The organism is Bifidobacterium choerinum, assembly GCF_002761235.1.
Classification (GTDB): domain Bacteria; phylum Actinomycetota; class Actinomycetes; order Actinomycetales; family Bifidobacteriaceae; genus Bifidobacterium; species Bifidobacterium choerinum.
In genome coordinates, this window is record NZ_CP018044.1 from 684,102 (window position 1) to 702,364 (window position 18,263).

Consider the following 18,263-nt stretch of genomic DNA (forward strand, 5'->3'; position numbering starts at 1 on the left):
ATCACACCGTCCTCAATTCGATTTCCTGACCCTCGCTCGAGGCGCGGCGCAATGCATCGACGATGTTGAGCTTGAGATTGTTCTGCTCGCCGAACACATGATCGGGAATGAATACGCGTCGTGGCTTGTCGTCGGTATTCACGATGTGCTCAATCACTTCAACGGTCAGCCCGTCATTCATGCAGCAGACCAGTTCCCCCTCGGCGACGGAGAGGTATTCGTATCCGTTGCATTCCTTCGTCTCGACGGGTAGTGACAGGTCAAGTCCCCAACGCAGCATGACCTCGAACAGCAAATCATCATTCGTGCGGCCACGCTTGACGAGATCGATGTCGAGTTCTTGCCCTGGAGTATATTCATCCGACTTCAGATTGGAACTGTCGAGGGCAAAGACGCGGAAACCGGTATCAAGATATGCGGGCTCCGTCTCTTCCAGCGTTGGCTGGTTCGTGTCCACTTGCTCTTCCGTCAGATTCCGCGCTGCACGGCGGATACGCTCCTCGCCGATGTCGCACAACGTGCCGTAGCCACTCGTAGTCTCCTCGGGAATCTGCACAAGAATATAGCGGCGCTGACCATCATCCTTCTGATTCGCTTGCATGACGGCGTCAGCTGTAGTGGCCGATCCCGAGAAGAAATCCATAATAAGCGAGTTTTTGTCCGTCGTAATGTCGAGCATACGGCGAATCAATCGTGAAGGCTTTGGGGTGTCGAATGGCATCTTGCCCTCGAAAAGACGTTTGATTTCCTTTTTGGCCTCATCGGTATGTCCGGTTTCGGCATAGGGCCAGAAATTGGTGGGAAGACGTCCTCCAACGCTATCGAGATAGGTTTTACGGCGAATACCGCCTAAGCCATTTTTTGTAAAGTAAAACCTCGGCCACTGGCCTCTTTCGAGTACGGCTTGCGCATGCTGTCGAGATTCTTCCAATGGTTGAGCAAGCATTATGGCTTGTACATTGGAACGTACATCCTCTTCTGGGATGCCGCAGATTTCTGCTCGTTTTGCTTCGTCATGAATGTCTTCGAGTTTGTACTCGCACCATCCATTCATATAGTCAAGCATCTGGTCTTGCTGATAACGCCAGCAGCTTGTGTTTGCAGGATAAATGAGATTTCCGGTAAATGGATTCTGGATGGCGTATACCATGCCCTGATGTGTTGCAGCTCCTGGGGCGAAAGGATTGTCGCTCGTCCAAGCTTGCATATCGTTGTCCGGGTTCTTGTATTTCGCATCCATTTCGGCGGTGCGCTCAAGCTTATGGGGATTCCAGTTAGGCATCCTGCTCCAGACGAGGATGTGTTCCACTTCGGACGGGATTCCCTTTGCGTCGTTTCGCGGTGAGTATGTGCGTTGCCATGCGATGTCGGCCACGAAACAGTTTTCGCCGAATATTTCATCTCCGGCTTTGCGGAGATTCATCGATTCATGGTCATCAATGCTAATAAAGATGACGCCTGTCGGAGCCAGTAGTTCTCTCGCCAGCCTCAGTCGCGGATACATCATGTTGAGCCAGTTGGAGTGGAAACGGCCGTTGGTCTCCGGGTTCGAGGCGTGTTCCTGGCCGGTCTGTTCGCGGTAGTTCTCAATCGTGTCACCGAACGAGTCCTTGTAGACGAAGTCGTTGCCGGTGTTGTACGGAGGATCGATGTAGATCATGTCGACCTGACCGTGGTACGAGCGCTGCAGCAGCTTGAGTACCTCGAGGTTGTCGCCTTCAATGTACAGGTTCTCGGTGGTGTCCCAGTCCACGCTTTTCTCTTTGAGTGGGCGCAACGTGGCTGTGGATGGAGTCTGCGATTGCCTGATGGCCTCATGCTTTCCGGGCCAAGTAAACGCATAGCGTTCCTTGCCGGTGTTGATGTGTTCGCCGAGCAGTTCGCGAAGCTTATCGAAGTCGATATCGCCGGTTCCCTCAGTGACGGCTTCCGGGAAGAGTTCCCTGAGCCGCTCCGCTCTGCTGCTATCCGGGTTCTGTGACTCTGTGTCGAGTTGGTCCAGCTTCACCTCAGGCCGTTCGTTCATCTCAAAGCTCCTTGTATGCATTCTGCCAATGCCATTGCGTCCTGGATCAGTCGGTGTTCCTGCACGCGTAGGCGGCTGGATTCACGCAACGGTGTGTCTGGGTTCCTTCTCAGTGCACGCAACTGGCTGATTTGGGCATTCAATGTTTCCAATCGTATCAAGGGTTCCCGTATGTTGGACATTCCTGATGGTGCGATGCGCGCGTGGTCGCCGACCCATTCGCGCAGATTCCACAGGGCAAGGTTTTGCCCCAAGCCTTGCGCATATGCGAGCAGATCGCCGTGGGGTTGTGCTTCGTATGGCAGTTTTTCCCACAAAGCCTGTGTATCCGGAGCATAGGCATCCACCCAGCCGGTCTGCGCATGGTAACCAACCACCATTGCGCCATGTTCTGCAAGGCTTTTCCTTGGAATCGCTAGGGATACCAAGGTCTTCCTGTCTTGTTCCACCAAGAGGACGGTTGGGTGGGGCAACGCACGGTGGATGATTTCAATGGCTTCGTTGGCGTTCTTGGTCTCACGGAGATTCAGCCCTAACACCAGAATGCTTTGCACGTCATACGTGTCGTCGATGTGCGTGGGCATGCCTGTGGTCGCATGGGTCAGTGTGCCAATAAGCGCCACCCGTTCCACGTTGGTGAGCAACCGTTGCTGACGGGCGGTGAGGTTTGCCTGATGTGTGAACGCCGATCTAGGAATGGCCTTCGGTTTGACCAGCACACATTGTTGCGGTAAGTGGAGATGATCGAGCAGTGTTGATGGCATATGTGCCTCACTTCAGTACGACGAAAGTGACCAGAGTGTAGTCATCGAATCCGCGTTCTGAAGACTCCACATTCACTTCCCCTAGCGAGAATAGGTCGTCGATGGCATTGCGCTCATGTGTGCCATTCAACGTGGAAACCGCCGCCTCGAGCAATTTGGTGCATACGCGCATATCCCTGCCGTCACACGTGTCTCTGTTGAATTGGCGGTAAAGCTGTTCGATCGGCTCATGCTCGCCTGCGCATACGCCACGCATATAATCGAGCGCCATTTTGGGGTAGGCCGGGGTCGTCTTGACCTCACCTTGCGCATTGACGAGCATGATGGCATATGGTGCGATTGGATTGGATGTGGTCCGTTCGGCTGCCCCTTTGTACTTCAAGCAGAAGATGACACCTGGTTCGATCTCGTCTCGCAGTGCCTCGGGAATCTTGGCTACCGTATGAATGCCCATCGGCGCATTTTCAAGCTGCGTGCCGTGCTGTTGCATGTAGCGGTTGAGCTCAACCTTGAAGTCATCGAGGGCGAAGTCGGTAATGGAGATATTGCCGGAGATGTCTTCCAGATCCAGCACTTCTTGCTGCAGTTGCTGGAGCTGCCGCTTGCGGTACTGCAAATCATTCATTTCGCTGTTCCGTTTACCTTCAAGCACATTCTCGTCGCCACTTGCCGAAACGTCGAGCATTGTCATACGGCTGCGCACGCGGCCCTCCAGCTGGATGTACTCATCAAGTTCGATGTCGGGCCAGAAATTGATGAGCTGGATGCGTGTGTTCGTGGAACCCAGTCGGTCGATACGGCCGAAGCGTTGGATGATACGGACCGGATTCCAATGGATGTCGTAGTTGATCAGGCAATCACAATCCTGCAGGTTCTGGCCTTCGGAAATGCAATCCGTGGCAAAGACGATATCAATCTCGTTCTGCACCGGATCGCTTTTCGGCAGCTCCTTGGATTTTGGGGAGAAGTGAGCTAAGGCGTTATCGAATGAGGTGCGCGTGAGCTTGAGTGTGGATTGTGTGCCACCAGCGCCGGTGATCAGTGCGCTATCGATGCCGAAATCGTGTTTGAGCCCGTCCGCGAGCGAGGTGTACAAGTACTTGGCCGTATCGGCGAATGCGCTGAAAATCAGGATCTTCTTATTTCCCGGGTTATAAGGGGTTTGCTCGATTTTGGTACGGATAAGATCTGCGAGCTTAATGAGTTTCTGATCGCGTTCGGGTGTGATTGCTTGCACGTAATTGTGCAGCTTCTGCAAAATGGTGATGTCTTCGTTCAATTCGGCACGGAGCTTCAGTCGGTCCACGTCGCGAATGTCCACTGTAACCTTGTCGGTTGCCGGGAGCTCGTCAGCATCGTCTTCTGAAACAACATCTTGTGGAATTACAGGGGCGTAGTTGACTGGTGGCCGCCCTGCATCAAGGGCATTGAGATCATCCATGAGCTTTCTGGCATTCTCGAGGATTCGCTCGATGGAGAGGTTGAAGCTGTGCACGGAGCTTTCCAGACGCTTCAGCAGATTGACGCGCATTAGGCCGGCGATTGCCTGAGTGCGGTTGGTCTGCGCTTCCATGTTGGTGCCCCATGTGTCGCCGAATAGCTCTTGGTACTTGCGTCTGCGCACTGGGTCGGTGACGTATTGCAGCAGCTGATATTGAGGGAATGCCAACTGTGCAATGAGATTATTGAGCTCTTTGATGGAGGGGAGCTGACCCTCGGCGTCTATTGTGGTATGCAACGAAATGGGCTTGAGGCGTTCCGGGAATTGGTCACCACCCTGCCCTGTGTAATACTTCGCGATATGTTTTCGCCCGCGTGCGATGGTGAAGATGTCGAGCAGTTTGAAATAATCGCCATTCAAGGATTCGACAAATGACTGCGTTGTGCGTTCGGCATCCGGCAGCTCGCTCCATTCCTTGAATCGTTGCTGGGCAGTGCGTGTCACGGTGTTGATGCTGGGGATTCCGTCATCACGTAGATAGGTATCATCGTCTTCGGTGATGATGTCGAGCTGGTTGCGCAGGTCCAGCAGGCGGTTGTTTACCGGAGTGGCGGATAGCATAAGCACTTTGGTGCGCCGCCCCTTCTTAATCACGTCATTGAGCAGCCGGTAATAGCGCGAATCGGTGGTCGTATCGGTAGGACGATTGCGGAAATTATGGGATTCGTCAATGACGACCAAGCCGTAATTATCCCACCGCAATGTCTCTAGATTGATATCACCGCTTTTTCCGTGACGCCGAGACAGATCGGTGTGATTGAGCACGTCGTAGCTGAATCTATCGTCGACGAGGATATTCCGCTCGTCGTTGCCCAGATACATCGTCCAGTTTTCGCGGAGACGCTTCGGTGTCAGTACTAACACGCGGTCGTTGAGCTCCTGGTAATACTTGATGACCGCCAAGGCTTCGAATGTTTTGCCAAGGCCCACACTATCTGCGATGATGCAGCCTTTATATCGCTCCAGTTTGCGGATCGCGCCCACCACCGCATCTTTTTGGAAGTCATAGAGTCGTGACCACACAGCGGTGTCTTGAATCTCCGCGGTGTGTTTGGTGTCGATGTCGCCTTCATCCTCCACGCGATCGCGGAAGATGTTATAGAGCGTGAGGAAATAGATGAATTCCGGTGAGTTCTCTCGGTACAGTGTCCTGACCTGCTGGAGCACTTCCTCAGTCACGTCTTGCAGCATGGAATCGTTGTTCCAGAGCATATTGAATATGCTTGTCTGAGGTATTTCATTTGGGGAGCCTGCGAAATGGGTTATTGGAGCAAACACGTTCGGGTTGTGTTCGTAGCCCAGCCCCTCCATCGTGAATCCGATGTTTTGCCCAGTAAATGCATGGGTTGCTTCACTGCTGCCATTCGAAACCAGAAACATGGATCCAGTCTGTAGATTCCCCGCAGCCTTGCTGGTTTTGAACTTGGCCTTGCGTGCAATCCAGTCGGCGCATTCATCCGCCGAAGCTCGTTGGTCTAGCCCATTGCGAAGGGTGAGTTCAAGTCCGACACCACCAATGCCGTGTTCGCGCGCCCGCTGTGAAAGCACGAATTCACGGGGCTCTTTTTCTCGATTCATTTGCTTGATGAATGTGGGCTCATCGAAGATGAAGCGGAAATCCTGAATGCCCTGCAACCGATCACGAAGTTTCTTGTATCCGAAGATCGTGAAGTACGAGGCGATGATGGACATTCGAGAATTGGCGTCAAGTACGTCGCGCAAAGCCTCCCCTAGGCCATGCGCGCTGTTGTTGTCGATGAAATCCATACCCGTATTGTACGCGTATGGAGCGCCGGGATTCACGGGAGAGTATCTGTATGTGCCGGCTTTGGATATATGTGTATATTCTCCGCACGAAGTCGATTATGATGTAAATCAAAAGGGAACAGACCATTCTTGAGGAGAGACAGCAATGGACCTCGTATTTCATGCGCGCGAAGGAGCGGTGCATACTAACGGACAGAATGTCAGCATATCAATCACTGGTCAGGAACCAATCGTTTTGCCGGTATCATGCGTACAGCGCATGGATCTCAGCGCCCCGCAGCACGATGGTTTTGGTGAAGTAGCGCTGACAGTGCCCGCGTCGCCAGCCAATCCGACAGGGATCATCGTATTCACCGTCGATCCCCAGCAGTATTCGGAGGCGACGACCTTCGCCCAAGCCTTGCAGACTGTGAAGGCAAGGACAGCTGGAGCATATGGTCCAGCTGCTAACGCTCCTCGAGGCACGATTCCTTCTGTACCGGCCGCCTCGACGAGAAGTGTCGCGTGGTGGGTCCCCGTGGTGAGCGCGGTGGCAGCCTTGGCTGTGGGTGCCGCCCTCGGATGGGGCATCACCCAGCTGCATGCCAACAACACATTGCGCAGGTTTATCGCCTCGAAGGACGCGGAAATAGAAAAGCTGGACACCTCCGTGAATTCGCTCAAACAACAGCTGGAATCTGCGTTGCAGCGTGAGGATCAGCAACAAGATGAAACCGATTCAGGTGCTTCGGATAATACTGAGGGCAAACCTAATGAGGATGTGTCTAATGGTGGTATCACTATGAAGCTGCTTGAGTTCGGGGAGAAGCCAACCATCAATTTTGATTCCTGTGGCGAAGGATGCAGTAATGGTCAATTCGCTCCGAAGAACCCGGATGCGGATACCAAGTTCTGGGTTGTGACTGTCGAGGTGACGAATAACACCAAGAAACCATTGGACATCACCTGCGGATACCCGTATGAGATTGTTGCGCTGAATTCGGATAACCAACAATATACGCCAATTGATGAATTGTATGATGTCGAAGGCAACCCAGAATGCAATGCTGACTTGCAGCCGGGGACAAAGACGAAAGTCACCTATCCCTTCCAAGTGCCGTTGCATGCCAAAATGATCGGCATCGCGTTTCGTGATGTGGGTGATTTTGTCGGAGGAACACCAGGACAAGACAATTATGCCGTAATTATCACAGACAATAATTATCACGTTTCTTGATAATTATGCTATCGTCATTAATTGTGTTATGAGGTTTAGTTTCCGTCGGCACTTGCTGGCATTCAGGCCATGATGAGAGACGGCGATAAGACAATTCGAGTTTCTAAAAGGGTCTTGGCCCAAGCCGGACAACTGGCCCGTGGAATGGAACTGAGTGTTTATACTGACAGGAACACAAGGAGAAGAAGCGATGAGCATGATCATGTGTCCTGAATGCGGCACTCAGATTTCAAGTAGGGCGCGTTTGTGCGTGGAATGCGGATATGTGGGCGATGCTCCATCGCGTCCCATCAGTGAACAGATCACGCACGAGATCGTACCGACGTTCAAGATGGCAGTCGAACGTTGGGATCCGATGGCGGAGCGCAGCAACGTCGAACTGATGGATGTGACACCCGAGGATAATGCGAGTATTTGGAATATATTCGGCAATTGGAAACAGGTCGTCACGCTACTGCCTGCATTGGCGGAATGGGTGCAGCAGCAGGCTGCTCATGAACCGAATAAGCAGTGGGTCGCTGATATTTCGGAATACTATGCGCGGCTTATCGACGAAGGCAAAATCGTACTCAAGGAAGCCAAGGATGGCAGCGGGATACTTCCGACTGCATATAATCTGGATGGCAGTTTCGCGAAACAATTCAGACTCAAAGAAGTCGATCTCAGTCCGGATATGTTGCAATCCCTGCAGCATCTCCAAACGCAGGTCGCTATCGCAGCAGTACTTGAAGAAATCAAAGGACTGAAGGAATCCATCCAGAGCTTGCAAATCGATTTGCAGAATGACCGGTTGGCGATTGCAGATAGCGCGTGGGACAAATGGGCACAAGCGCACATGATCCCGCGTGGTCGCGCCCGCAATGACTACCTACGCCTCGCGATGGCCACGGCGACCGACGCGAAATGCACACTCATGCGTAACTACGCACAACGTAGTCTCACGCTGGGGGTGACTGCTGGAACCAAATCGGGCGCTGCGGAAAAGGCTCGAAAAGCCAAGCGCGCAATCATGGGAGAGAATGAGCGTCTTGCGACGGAGGCGATGCAGGATCTTGTGTCCATCGCCAATACAGGATCTTGTGTCCATCGCCAATATGGTCCGCATCGAATGCGAAGGCCACGTTGAATTGAATCAGTACGATGCCGCCGAGCAAAGTCTCGTGCAGTTCACCGACTTCGTGCACGCCCAACAGCTCGATAATCCCGACACTTTGTTGTCGATCAACAGTTATCTTGCCAATGAGGCTGGGGGAGAGGCGGTCATTGACCAATTCCAGGAACTGGTGTCCAGCACTGCTACGTGGAAGCAAGAAGCGATTACCGCTGGCATCGTGCCCCAGATAGAATCGGTAACAGTATCTGATGAAGACGAAGTCGTCACGAGTGAGGAAATACATGAAATCAGGAAGCGTGATACGCGTAAGCAGACTGAAGCCGGAGAGCCCGAGGAATCCGGCAGCACCGAAGACAAGCAGCCGCAGTGCTCCAAGTGCGGGAAGCGGCTGCCGTCCACCGGCGCGAAAGGCATCTGCAAGCATTGTGAGGCTAAGGTGGAAGGCCGCCGAGCGGCGATTCTCGGCGCTGCGGTTACGGCGGGAAGTATGGTCATCAAGAAGTACGGCCCAAAGGTTGTGCCAGCGGTGATGAAGGTGATTAAGAAGTAGGCCCCTCCTCCGGTTTTCGGTCGCGCGTGGGTGTGCGCCCCTTTGCTGTTGCGGGGCGCTTGCCTGCCTTTGTTCCTAATGATGCCCTGCGCTATTTGATGCAGATCATCTTCTTTGCGTACGTCTCAAGGCTGATGTCTTCATTTTGATAGTTGTGTTTTTTGTAGTAGGCGTTCATCTGCTGTGCGTTGTCGAATTCGACGAGCTCCATATCATGGATTACTAGAATCACGTAATCGGGTAGGAATTGCACTCCCTCTCTGATAAGCTGACGCAGCGCCATGCGATTCAGGTTATAGAACGATGTTTTACTAGCGGCCGCTCCAGTTCGATATGTGCCTGTAGTCTCGAACAGATTGTCGAACATGGCTTTCTGGGGGAGCCTTTGGAGATTAGACCACTGAATTCGGCTCAGTTGAAGGCCTTCTGACTCTATGGTTCTTTTGATCCTGCTGAGCATGGTTTCTTTTGTCCATTGTGATTCTGGCTTCTCGCCCCTCTGGTGTGCGCGGGCAGCGCTCGGGGCCGGCGGAACTGTTGTAATCATTGGCGCTCGCCCCTCTGGTGTGCGCGGGCAGCGCCCTTGCTCATACTGTGCCCTTTGTATCCGTGATTCTTGCGAACTCGGATGATGCCCATTTTGCCTCCTGACTCTAGATGGGTGCTTGACCGTATCTCACCATCTTTGGGTGTTCGAGGTGCCCAAAGATAACGAGATAGTTGACCTTTCGCGTCGAAAACCTTCCGGAGTCCCTTTGGACGCACCCAAGGATGCCGAGATATGCCAATTATTGACCCGATAGGGAGGATCGGGCTGCGAAGCGTGATCGCATGGAAGCGCGGAGGGTATCGGAATGCCAGAGAAGAACATGAAGAAAAGCGCGAGCTGCATGCGAAAGTGCGTGTAATCTGAAGCGGATGAGACGTGTGGCCTGTGCGTAGCGTACTATCTCGCCATTTTTGGGTGTCTCTTTGGGTGTCTCAAGCGCCGCAACTCCCAAAACACGGCATATCTCGGTATCTTTGGGTGCCTCGAACACCCAAAGATATGAACTTGCGCCACCGGGAACCGAACAGTGGCGCTCTACCTGTCGCCAAATCTTCCTATAGCTACAGATATTCGATTATCTGTAGCTATGGCTATCCATGGCTACACTTCTTGGGCGCAAAAGGCGCTGCCCATGGTCGAATGGCCGCTTCCCGCACTGAGCCATGCGACCATCTTGGTATCTTTGGGCGTTCAAGGTACCCAAAGATGCCGAGATAGCGACCTGTTCGTCCCGAATACGCGCCGAGGAGCCTCCGAACGCACCCAAAGATGCCGAAATACGCCTTCCCAAGCATCGCATCGGGTGATTTGCGCGGAATCCGGACTTCGTCCGCACTCAACTGATCCGGTAGTGTCCGACCAGCTCCTGTGGAAACGTACCGAGCACATCCTCTTCGTATTGCTTCTGTTTCGCGCTCACGTGGTGGATGAGCAAGGGCAATCCGTCTGCGTTGCGCGTGTCGGAGGCGATGCCGATGTGGTTGCTGTAGACGACGATGTCTCCGCCCTGCCATGCACCGACGTCTGTCGTGTCTGTTGTGAGGTTGATCGCATGCGCGGCGAAGTACGCGTTGAGTACGGGGACGCGGCGGAAGTCGATGTTGGCGTCAGGCGCGTCGATCGCGTACCGCTCAGGGTGGTCGAGTATGTCTTCATGCACGAGCGTCATCAGGTCGTAGCCTGCTCCGCGTAGGGCGGCGCCTACGACGTCGGTGCATACGCCGTACCCGTCGTTCGGGTAGCCGGTTGCGTAATACTCGCTTTTGTATGCCGGTTTTGTGGCGATGTAGGCACGCGCGCTCTGCAGAATGTCGCTTTGGTCGTCGATGCCGTCGCCGTCTTTGTCGATTGCGCTGATGTATGGAGCGATGCTTGGCGTTGACTGCCTCGCCGGCCTGTCTTCGTCTGGGCTTCCTATTGCGCTCCCGCAGGACGATGCCAACGTGCAGGTGACGATGAGCGCGCCTATCGTGATGACTCTGGATAGTCGTCGTGCCATATATGTCCTCCTCCGCGTTGCCCTTCGCTGGCATCTGTTATAGCACGCTTATCGCCTATGGGGAGTGACGATAGGGTCGCGCATGTAGGGCAGCTCGAAATCTACCTGATCCTATGCGAGCGAGTAGATGACGCCCTCCTTGATCAGTTGCGTGCGGTACACGTTTGCATAGCCGGCGTTTCGTTCGAGGTGCTTGGCGATCTCCCCGGTGGACGATGGCCCGTCGTCCGGGGCCATGGCGAGCAGATACTCCTTCTGCATCGAGCTCAGCCCGTCGATTTCCGGAGCATGAACCATGTCGCCCAGGGCATTGCCAAGTACCGCCTCGGATCTCTTAAGGTCTTCTTCCTTGCTGATCAGTATGGGTGACGTCATGTTATGCAGTGGGTTTGAACAGATTCGTTATCAGAGTCCTCGAAAGTATAAAGAATATAAAAAAGTATAACGACGTACGGTGGCAGTGCCTCGTCTAGTCTGACCTGATGGCGTTTCCGTTGTGCCGATGACATGCCGATTAGCCGTCGTCTCCTAAAGGAAATCAGTAGATGGAAAGGCGCTGGATCCGCAACGTCCTGCACGTCCGTCGGCACGATATCTGTAGCTAAGTTCCTCCATAGCTACAGATATCCGATTATCTGTAGCTATGGCCATCCGAAGCTACAGATATCGCATCGTCGCGGCGCCGGCCGTGATGCCGCGCAGATGAAAGACGAAGCGCTTCCAATCTCCGGCAGGGTTGTTTTCATCCGCCGGGCCACGTCGCCAGGAACAGTAGATCATCGCGGTAGGGGAGTCTCGGGTCAATTGCCTCCGGCTCGAAGCTGATCACACCGTCATGCTCGGGTACACCGGCGAACACCACGGAGCCGGCGAGCATGCAGTCGCTCCAATCCTGCACGCTCAGATCGCGCAATCCCAACTGTGCGGTGACCACTGTGCCATCTTCACGCACTCCGTGCGAGGCTCCATACGGCACCGTGAGATTATGCGGCCGGGTACAGCGTAACGTGCCCTCATCGGTCCGCACCAGATCGCCGACGCCGACCAACGCCGAACAGTATCGGCGCAGCATCGTTGCATCGAACGTATCCTCCAGCCACGGATACACGGCGTTCAGTTGGGCGATCCAGTCAGTCGCCTTGTGTTCCACCGACGTCTGCGTGACGCCCAGCGCGCCGCCGTAGCCGTCGTCGATGCAGCACGCCTGCATCCAGAACCGCAACGCCGTGAACGTCGTGCGCACGGTGAATGCATGTCCTTGCGCATCATCGCCTGGTTTTCGCGTCACGCCCAAGTCGCGGGCCATCACATCAACAAGCCGGAGAGCCATGATCAATCCTGTTGATCAACGCGACGAGCTTGTCGGCGATGGTGGCGTTGGAACGATGCCTGCACAACGCGTCCGCCGCCTCGAATCCGTTGTACGCATACATTTCCACGCACAGATGCGGCATGACCCATTCCCGCGCCGCGGTCATGCCATGCCCGAACGCCATGATCGTGGCGGGCGTCACCATCGCTGTGGCGGTCAGGCTCGCGGTTGGTTGCAGCGCGGACAGTTGCGCGACCACAGTGTCCGTATCCGCGTCCTCATGTGTGAGCGGCTGTACCGCCTTGTACAAGGTCGGCGTATGTGAGACGGGAAGCTCGATCATGCCCGCAGTCGGCACGAAGAAAATCCGCTGCCAGACCTCTGGTGCCACCAGACGCAGATTGGCAAGGCTGCCAATCGGCAGCACGACGATCGCATCTCCCGGGTTGCATCGGTTCAGCGCGAACAGCAGACTCTCGTTGACGGTGTCGAAGACATTGTCCAATACAATCACCGGCGATGCGGACTCTTTCAGGAACGTTTCCAACGCCGAGAAATCGCTGAAATCGACGGGCATGCCCATATGCTGTGCGGGGACGCCGGCGAGCGCGAACGCGAGCGCATTCGCCACGGCCGGCACATGCACGCTGTCGACGGCCAGCAGTCGCGTCGTCTGCAGCGTCCTGCACAGCTGCATCGCGAAATCCGTCAGACATTTGCTGTTCCGCGAACGTTTCGTGGTGAACGCGCAGCCCAATGCCTGCAGATTCTGCGCGAGTGCATGCCGTGCATCGTCGGCCGCGTGCACCGATGTTTGCGCCATCATCGGCGCGCTGCGCAGTCGTTCATTCGCGTCCGTCGATGCCGCGCGTTGCGACGCCATCTGCTGCAGCATGGCGTCGTTGTGGCGGACGATCTGCTGCAGGCCGAGTTTGAGCGCCACGTTCTCTTCGAGTTCCTGCAGCGATTGCTGCTGCACCTCTTCCTGCAGTTCCAGCTCCGCCTGCATGTCGCGTATCGCGCGCTGCTTCTGCTGCAGCTGTTCGTCGAGCTCTCGCACCTGTTGCGTCAGCTGCTGTACGGTCTTGGTTTGCTGTTTCCGTTGTTCGCGCAGATCGTCGAGTTGCGTGCGCAGTTTGCGCTTGTGCACGTTGAATTCGTCTTCGAGCGCGACGGTGGCCTGTTGTCTGAACGCCGTCATCACATCGTCGTCCTGCTTGAGTAGATCGTAGATGATCGCCGATATGTCGTCGGTGTTGCTGCGGATCGTCGCCTTGAGCGCGGTCTGGAGCCGACAGAGATCCTGCGATGAAGGACTGACGTCCAGATACTCGTTCAGGTTCTCCGGTTTGCTGAACGCCTGTTCCAGAATGGCGCCCGCGCTGTGCATGTACTCGTTGCTGTTCCGCAGTCGTTCCTTGCGGATGTACCACTGCATGTACGCCTGCGCCAGTTCCTGCAACGTTTTGATCAGTACGGAGGAATTCGAGGGCGGCAGCGTCGGCTGATCGTAGACGTAGCGCTGTCCGTTTCCATGCCAACCATGGATGATGTGAATGTTCCTGTTCTTCAGTTTGACTTGTGGAACGCTATGTGGAGCTCCTTCGTTCAGCGTGAGCATGCCGTTGTGTATCGTGACCATGTCGCGTTTGAGCACGGCTGCATCCGAACTGTCACCGCTCCCTGCGAAGAGCAGCAGTATCTTCTCTGTAGGGTATCCCGAATATTGGAAACCGCGCGTGAGTATATGTGGAAGCTCCTCTGCACTCTGCGCTGGGGTATCGATGATTTCATACAACGGAGGTTCAGTGGCGTGCAGGCCACTCTGGAAGAAGTTCACGGTCGGGTGGTCGGGACGGTCGAGGCATGGCGTCCATTGCAGGAAGCGGAAGTCGGAAGGACTGTCTGCCATGACGCGGCGGAACTCGCGGCGGTAGAAAGTCTTGGGATCGTCGGCGTTCGGATTGGTGGGGCGATCCCACCAGCGTGCGTGCATCACCCATTCGTATCGTCCGTGGCCGGCCGCGTCGGTCACATAATCGAGGACGCGTATGAACCGACCGTCTCCGTCGCCGTTGCTGTTCCAGACGTAGAGTCCCCACGAACGTCGGCGTTCGTCGAATGATGGTGCCATGGCATTACCCCCTGTGATTGTGTGTGGTCGTTATCGGCGTGCGGAACGGATTCGGGCGACGGTGACGGCGGACGGCAAGCCGTGGCAGGTCGGCAGTCCGGCGCGCATCTGCGCCACGTCGTAGTGTCTGTTGGCGCGTTGCCGCTGCGCTCGTTGCAGTGTCGGCGCGGAAGATGAAGACACGGCGGCGTCAGCGGCTGCGGAAGGCTCGGCCGGACGTAAGTCGGGCGGATCCGCCAGGTCGAGTCCTTCGGGATATGCCCGTGACAGCGCGTAGGCGCTCCACGGCAGATGGCCATTCGCGCGTAGGAAGCAGCAGGCGCCTTCGGTCTGCGTGCAGCGACGCCCGATCTGCGTGAAGCCCAGCAGTCCCGCGCGGCGGGGATCGGGGAGGTCGCAATGCAACGGCGGAAAATCGATCGTATCGGATACCTGCACGTCGTCACATGTCGCGAACGGCGTCTGATAAATCTGGAAACTCTTGGTGAATAACGGTTCGTCGATGCCGTTGGCGTGCAGCTGGGGCGGCCAGACGGGAACGGCGTCCAGATCAAGGCTTGTCAATCGGAAGCCATGGTCGGCGAGCCAGAAGTTGGCCTGGCCGCGTTGCAGCGAATCCTCCAGCGTGACGATGCGCACGACGAGCAGATCGCCATGCGACGACGGCAATGTGCCGACGGCGTTGGCGATGTCGAAACAGGTCTGCAGCACATGCAGCTCACGCGGACGCACGATCACGTAATAGTCGAAGCCGGCATGCAACGACGATCCGGCGGTGAGACGACGGCCGCCGTTCGGACCGAATTCGGCGGTGAAGACGAATGCGCGCTCGCCGTCCTCGGGAACGCCCACATTGCGCTGCCAGCGTTCCGAAACGGTGATGCGCGCACGCAGCTGGAATGCGGGATCCTTCAGGCGTATGGTGCGGCGGCGGTCGGACACAAGGTCGGCAAGGCTATGAGAATCGTGATCGACGGTCAGCACGGCATGATCAGCGCGCAGTTCGTTGATGAGATCGCAGCCGAGCGACCTCCGGCGGACCGACAGTTCCAGATGGAACGTGGCCGTGTGCGGATTGTCGGCGTTGGTCGCAGTGTTCACGGAGCTGCGGTCCCTGCGTAGGAACATCGGCAGCGCAGGCGGAACCGAAGGCGTATGCGCGCCGATGGAGGCCTGATAGCGATCGCACAGTTTCGCGGCCGGATTGTTCTTCGTATGCTTGAAATGCGCGTGCACCGTTCTGCGGGGAGCGTCATGCGGACGTCTCGGCGAGCGGGCGCGCGTACATTGCCGCGGGGTTCCGGCAATGGCCGCATATTCGATATTGCCGCGGTTGAGATGCACCGGTTGGTTGCATGACGGGCAGCAGAAGCTCACACTGGCGGGAAGGTCGTTCTGGAATTCAAGCACCACATCCTCCGCGGTGACGATGCGCGTGCGCGCCATCGGAATGTATTGCCACGCGGTATCCATATCGCCCCCCTCGCTCGCCTTCATCGCCGGTTGACTACAGTGTAGGCGACCGGCGACGTGGCACGCCGACGACGCTCAATATTGGGAGCATTGTTTGCGAGGAGCGCTGCATTATATCCGTGTCCGTCCCTGCTATGCTTGAACCACCAACGGGGACGTGATGGGCGAAGGGGCCGACATGAAGGATACGCGTAACGCCTATGACGGCACGACCATCAGCGATCCCTTCGCGCTGCCCGAATTCGTCAACTGGCTGCGCAGGTCGACGCGCGACATCCCCTGCGTGCTGCTGTCCGAGGATGCGCAAGGCAAGCCGTACGTTCCTCTCGACCAGGTGCGGGCAACCGTTGGCTCGCGTGCGGTGACGGTGCTGCTCGCCAACGCCGTGCAGCAATCGGCGCGCAATCAGCTCGACACCGTCGATCCCTACCATGGCGCGACGCGCATCTTCCCTCCCGGCGACCAGTGGCGCGACGACTACCGGCTCGTTCCCTGCGTGCTGCCATCGGTGTCCAAACCGGCATATCTGGCGCGCATCGACGAGAAACTGAACGAGGTCATCGACGCAGCGCGCGAGCCGCGCGCCACGCATGCCGCTCGACCTGCCGCGCCGTCGTCCGTGCCGGTTTCGCGGCCGCCGAACAGTCGCGCCGATACGCCGGCCGAGGAGCCGAGTCTTGAGGATGTGCGCGGCCCCCGCCATTCGTTTCATATCGATCTCGCGCACGCTCTGCTGTGCCGCGAAGCCATCATGTCGTCGAGCCGCGAATACCCGTGCATCCTCGTCTCGCTCGCGTCCGAGGATGCACGGCCGTATCTGGACGTGGCGGCGTTGCTTGACGAGATCGAGGACGCCGCCGTCGTTTTCGTCATCGCCGATCAGCAGACCGAACAATGGCTGTGCGACCATCTGCCGCCTTGGGCGCTCGCCTATCATGGCGCATGCCGATTCTTCCCGCCGCGCAACGGTTCTGACCGTACGCATTCGAAGCTGTTCTATGTGCGTGGCCGCGAGGACAGCGCCGATGTCGTCGCCAAACTCGCCGAAATGGTGTGGAACACCGCATATGCGGACGGCTACAGCGTCGGCACGGACGACGACGATGCGGATGATGCGTCACCTGCCACCGCCGTCGCCGCGCACGAACGATACGGCGAACTCGTCGACGGCGTCGTCGAAATGATCATCGATTCCACGGCGTATGTGCGAGCGAACGACGAGCCGATGCCGCGCAAGGCGACGATCGAGTTGCCGCCGACGCTGCCGAAGTCGATATCGACGGCTGCGCTGCTGCGCAAAGGGCAGCATCTGCATGGGTATGCCGTTGGCGAGGACGGGTTCGAAATCGTTCCCGACTGGATCGACGCCGAGGACGCGCTGTGCGAATATGCGCCGGAAGCCGTCGTCGCGGGGCTCGTCACGTATGTGTGCGCGGACATGCTCAAGGTCATGCTGTATCCGACGGTCGAGGTCGAAGTGCGCGGGGCGGATTTGTTCGCCGGCACGGCGGTGAACATCGACATGGATCTGCGGCAGGTGTTTTCACGTGAAACAACGATTGCGCTGCGCGTCGTCGCGCGCGACGCCGATGACTGGCTGTTCACGCTGCCGGCATCGACGGACACGGTCGTCGAACCGCCGAATCTGCTGCCGGAAGGTCCCGCGTGGCTGAACACGGCAGACGCGTTGGCGTATCTGTCACGTGCGTATGCGCGCACCAGTCTCGCCGATGTGCCGATCGAGACGTTGCTCGAATCGGTCGATACATTGGAGTCGGCGAGCACGACGATTCGCACGATGCACCGGCAGCTTATGGAGACACGGGGAGCGAACGTCGAACTGACGCGCGTCAACGAACGGCTGCGCGACGAGAAAGCCGAGCTGGTACGGCGCAATCGCGTCTACGAGAAGGCAATCGAGGAGAACGAACCGCTCGCGCCGTTCAGCGGAAGGTTCGCCTCGATTCGTGAGGAGCTCGACTGGCAGCTGCAGGCGCAGTCGCTGCTGCAGTTCTCGGTCGAGGAACGCGAGCGGCATCCGCTGGCGCCGTGGTCGTATGGGGAGAAGTTCTTCGATTCGCTGGCGGAATGCGAGCACGGGGACATGTCACGCTGGGCGCTGATCCGCACGATGGTGCTCGTGCTCGCCGGCAAGGAGACGCTCAACGGGCTGCGGCAGCATCAGCTGCGCACCGGCAGGGGAGGGGATAACCCCGGGCGCAAGGATGAACAGGGCAATGCGATCTACCGCTGCAACGTGCACGGTCAGTATCGTCTGCATTTCTCGCGCGACGCCGCCGGGCGGGTCATGTTCCTGTCGGTGAACACGCACGACGACCTGCTGCTGTAGTGGCTGCG

At 56.8% G+C, this 18,263-nt stretch carries 13 protein-coding genes; 4 read left to right on the plus strand and 9 right to left on the minus strand.

What is annotated here, in order from left to right:
• Position 1 precedes the first annotated feature (1 nt).
• From BcFMB_RS02610 to BcFMB_RS02620, 3 genes are read right to left on the minus strand one after another with little or no spacing between them, the layout of a single operon-like run.
• A complete protein-coding gene (locus BcFMB_RS02610) occupies positions 2 to 2,026 on the minus strand; it encodes a site-specific DNA-methyltransferase (protein WP_099720966.1) in 2,025 nt (674 codons plus the stop codon).
• Positions 2,023 to 2,790 carry a DUF4391 domain-containing protein gene (locus BcFMB_RS02615; RefSeq protein ID WP_099720967.1) on the minus strand — a complete coding sequence of 256 codons (768 nt, stop codon included), beginning with the start codon at positions 2,788 to 2,790 and terminating at the stop codon, positions 2,023 to 2,025. Before BcFMB_RS02615 ends, BcFMB_RS02610 begins: the two co-directional genes overlap by 4 nt.
• Positions 2,791 to 2,797: 7 nt before the next feature.
• The gene (locus tag BcFMB_RS02620; protein ID WP_099720968.1) at positions 2,798 to 6,058 is read right to left on the minus strand and encodes a helicase-related protein; all 3,261 of its coding nucleotides are present in this window, start codon (positions 6,056 to 6,058) and stop codon (positions 2,798 to 2,800) included.
• A 145-nt stretch (positions 6,059 to 6,203) separates the two neighbouring features.
• Between BcFMB_RS02620 and BcFMB_RS02625 the strand changes: the two genes are divergently transcribed.
• The 3 genes from BcFMB_RS02625 (at position 6,204) to BcFMB_RS02635 (ending at position 8,938) form a co-directional block, all read left to right on the plus strand.
• Positions 6,204 to 7,274 carry a DUF4352 domain-containing protein gene (locus BcFMB_RS02625; RefSeq protein WP_157775043.1) on the plus strand — a complete coding sequence of 357 codons (1,071 nt, stop codon included), beginning with the start codon at positions 6,204 to 6,206 and terminating at the stop codon, positions 7,272 to 7,274.
• 190 nt (positions 7,275 to 7,464) lie between these two features.
• The gene (locus BcFMB_RS09490; RefSeq protein ID WP_157775045.1) at positions 7,465 to 8,400 is read left to right on the plus strand and encodes a zinc ribbon domain-containing protein; all 936 of its coding nucleotides are present in this window, start codon (positions 7,465 to 7,467) and stop codon (positions 8,398 to 8,400) included.
• Positions 8,354 to 8,938, plus strand: coding sequence for a hypothetical protein (locus BcFMB_RS02635; RefSeq protein WP_099720971.1), 585 nt, complete (start codon positions 8,354 to 8,356; stop codon positions 8,936 to 8,938). Before BcFMB_RS09490 ends, BcFMB_RS02635 begins: the two co-directional genes overlap by 47 nt.
• Before the next feature lie 91 nt (positions 8,939 to 9,029).
• On the opposite strand, the gene BcFMB_RS02640 is transcribed toward BcFMB_RS02635, so the two are convergent.
• The 6 genes from BcFMB_RS02640 to BcFMB_RS02665 all read right to left on the minus strand — a co-directional run bounded on the left by BcFMB_RS02640 (position 9,030) and on the right by BcFMB_RS02665 (position 15,905).
• Positions 9,030 to 9,485 carry a hypothetical protein gene (locus BcFMB_RS02640; protein WP_157775047.1) on the minus strand — a complete coding sequence of 152 codons (456 nt, stop codon included), beginning with the start codon at positions 9,483 to 9,485 and terminating at the stop codon, positions 9,030 to 9,032.
• Between the two features lie 838 nt (positions 9,486 to 10,323).
• Entirely contained in the window at positions 10,324 to 10,986 is a 663-nt protein-coding gene (locus BcFMB_RS02645) for a DUF1287 domain-containing protein (RefSeq protein WP_099720973.1), read from the minus strand.
• Positions 10,987 to 11,097: 111 nt separating this feature from the next.
• Positions 11,098 to 11,283 carry a hypothetical protein gene (locus BcFMB_RS02650; protein WP_157775049.1) on the minus strand — a complete coding sequence of 62 codons (186 nt, stop codon included), beginning with the start codon at positions 11,281 to 11,283 and terminating at the stop codon, positions 11,098 to 11,100.
• Between the two features lie 445 nt (positions 11,284 to 11,728).
• On the minus strand, positions 11,729 to 12,316 hold the full coding sequence (locus BcFMB_RS02655) for a hypothetical protein (RefSeq protein WP_099720975.1): 588 nt from the start codon (positions 12,314 to 12,316) through the stop codon (positions 11,729 to 11,731).
• Positions 12,297 to 14,432, minus strand: coding sequence for a coiled-coil domain-containing protein (locus BcFMB_RS02660; protein WP_099720976.1), 2,136 nt, complete (start codon positions 14,430 to 14,432; stop codon positions 12,297 to 12,299). Before BcFMB_RS02660 ends, BcFMB_RS02655 begins: the two co-directional genes overlap by 20 nt.
• 30 nt (positions 14,433 to 14,462) lie before the next feature.
• Positions 14,463 to 15,905: a hypothetical protein gene (locus BcFMB_RS02665; RefSeq protein ID WP_099720977.1), complete on the minus strand. Its 1,443-nt coding sequence runs from the start codon at positions 15,903 to 15,905 to the stop codon at positions 14,463 to 14,465.
• A 178-nt stretch (positions 15,906 to 16,083) separates the two neighbouring features.
• Between BcFMB_RS02665 and BcFMB_RS02670 the strand changes: the two genes are divergently transcribed.
• Positions 16,084 to 18,255, plus strand: a complete 2,172-nt coding sequence (locus BcFMB_RS02670) for a hypothetical protein (protein ID WP_157775051.1) — start codon at positions 16,084 to 16,086, stop codon at positions 18,253 to 18,255.
• Positions 18,256 to 18,263: the final 8 nt, after the last annotated feature.

What these genes read in the sequence shown, in the direction of transcription:
- BcFMB_RS02610 (WP_099720966.1), bottom strand. Translation starts at nt 2,026, where the DNA reads ATGAACGAACGGCCTGAGGTGAAGCTGGACCAACTCGACACAGAGTCA.
- BcFMB_RS02615 (WP_099720967.1), bottom strand. Translation starts at nt 2,790, where the DNA reads ATGCCATCAACACTGCTCGATCATCTCCACTTACCGCAACAATGTGTG.
- BcFMB_RS02620 (WP_099720968.1), bottom strand. Translation starts at nt 6,058, where the DNA reads ATGGATTTCATCGACAACAACAGCGCGCATGGCCTAGGGGAGGCTTTG.
- BcFMB_RS02625 (WP_157775043.1), top strand. Translation starts at nt 6,204, where the DNA reads ATGGACCTCGTATTTCATGCGCGCGAAGGAGCGGTGCATACTAACGGA.
- BcFMB_RS09490 (WP_157775045.1), top strand. Translation starts at nt 7,465, where the DNA reads ATGAGCATGATCATGTGTCCTGAATGCGGCACTCAGATTTCAAGTAGG.
- BcFMB_RS02640 (WP_157775047.1), bottom strand. Translation starts at nt 9,485, where the DNA reads ATGATTACAACAGTTCCGCCGGCCCCGAGCGCTGCCCGCGCACACCAG.
- BcFMB_RS02645 (WP_099720973.1), bottom strand. Translation starts at nt 10,986, where the DNA reads ATGGCACGACGACTATCCAGAGTCATCACGATAGGCGCGCTCATCGTC.
- BcFMB_RS02650 (WP_157775049.1), bottom strand. Translation starts at nt 11,283, where the DNA reads ATGGTTCATGCTCCGGAAATCGACGGGCTGAGCTCGATGCAGAAGGAG.
- BcFMB_RS02655 (WP_099720975.1), bottom strand. Translation starts at nt 12,316, where the DNA reads ATGGCTCTCCGGCTTGTTGATGTGATGGCCCGCGACTTGGGCGTGACG.
- BcFMB_RS02660 (WP_099720976.1), bottom strand. Translation starts at nt 14,432, where the DNA reads ATGGCACCATCATTCGACGAACGCCGACGTTCGTGGGGACTCTACGTC.
- BcFMB_RS02665 (WP_099720977.1), bottom strand. Translation starts at nt 15,905, where the DNA reads ATGGATACCGCGTGGCAATACATTCCGATGGCGCGCACGCGCATCGTC.
- BcFMB_RS02670 (WP_157775051.1), top strand. Translation starts at nt 16,084, where the DNA reads ATGAAGGATACGCGTAACGCCTATGACGGCACGACCATCAGCGATCCC.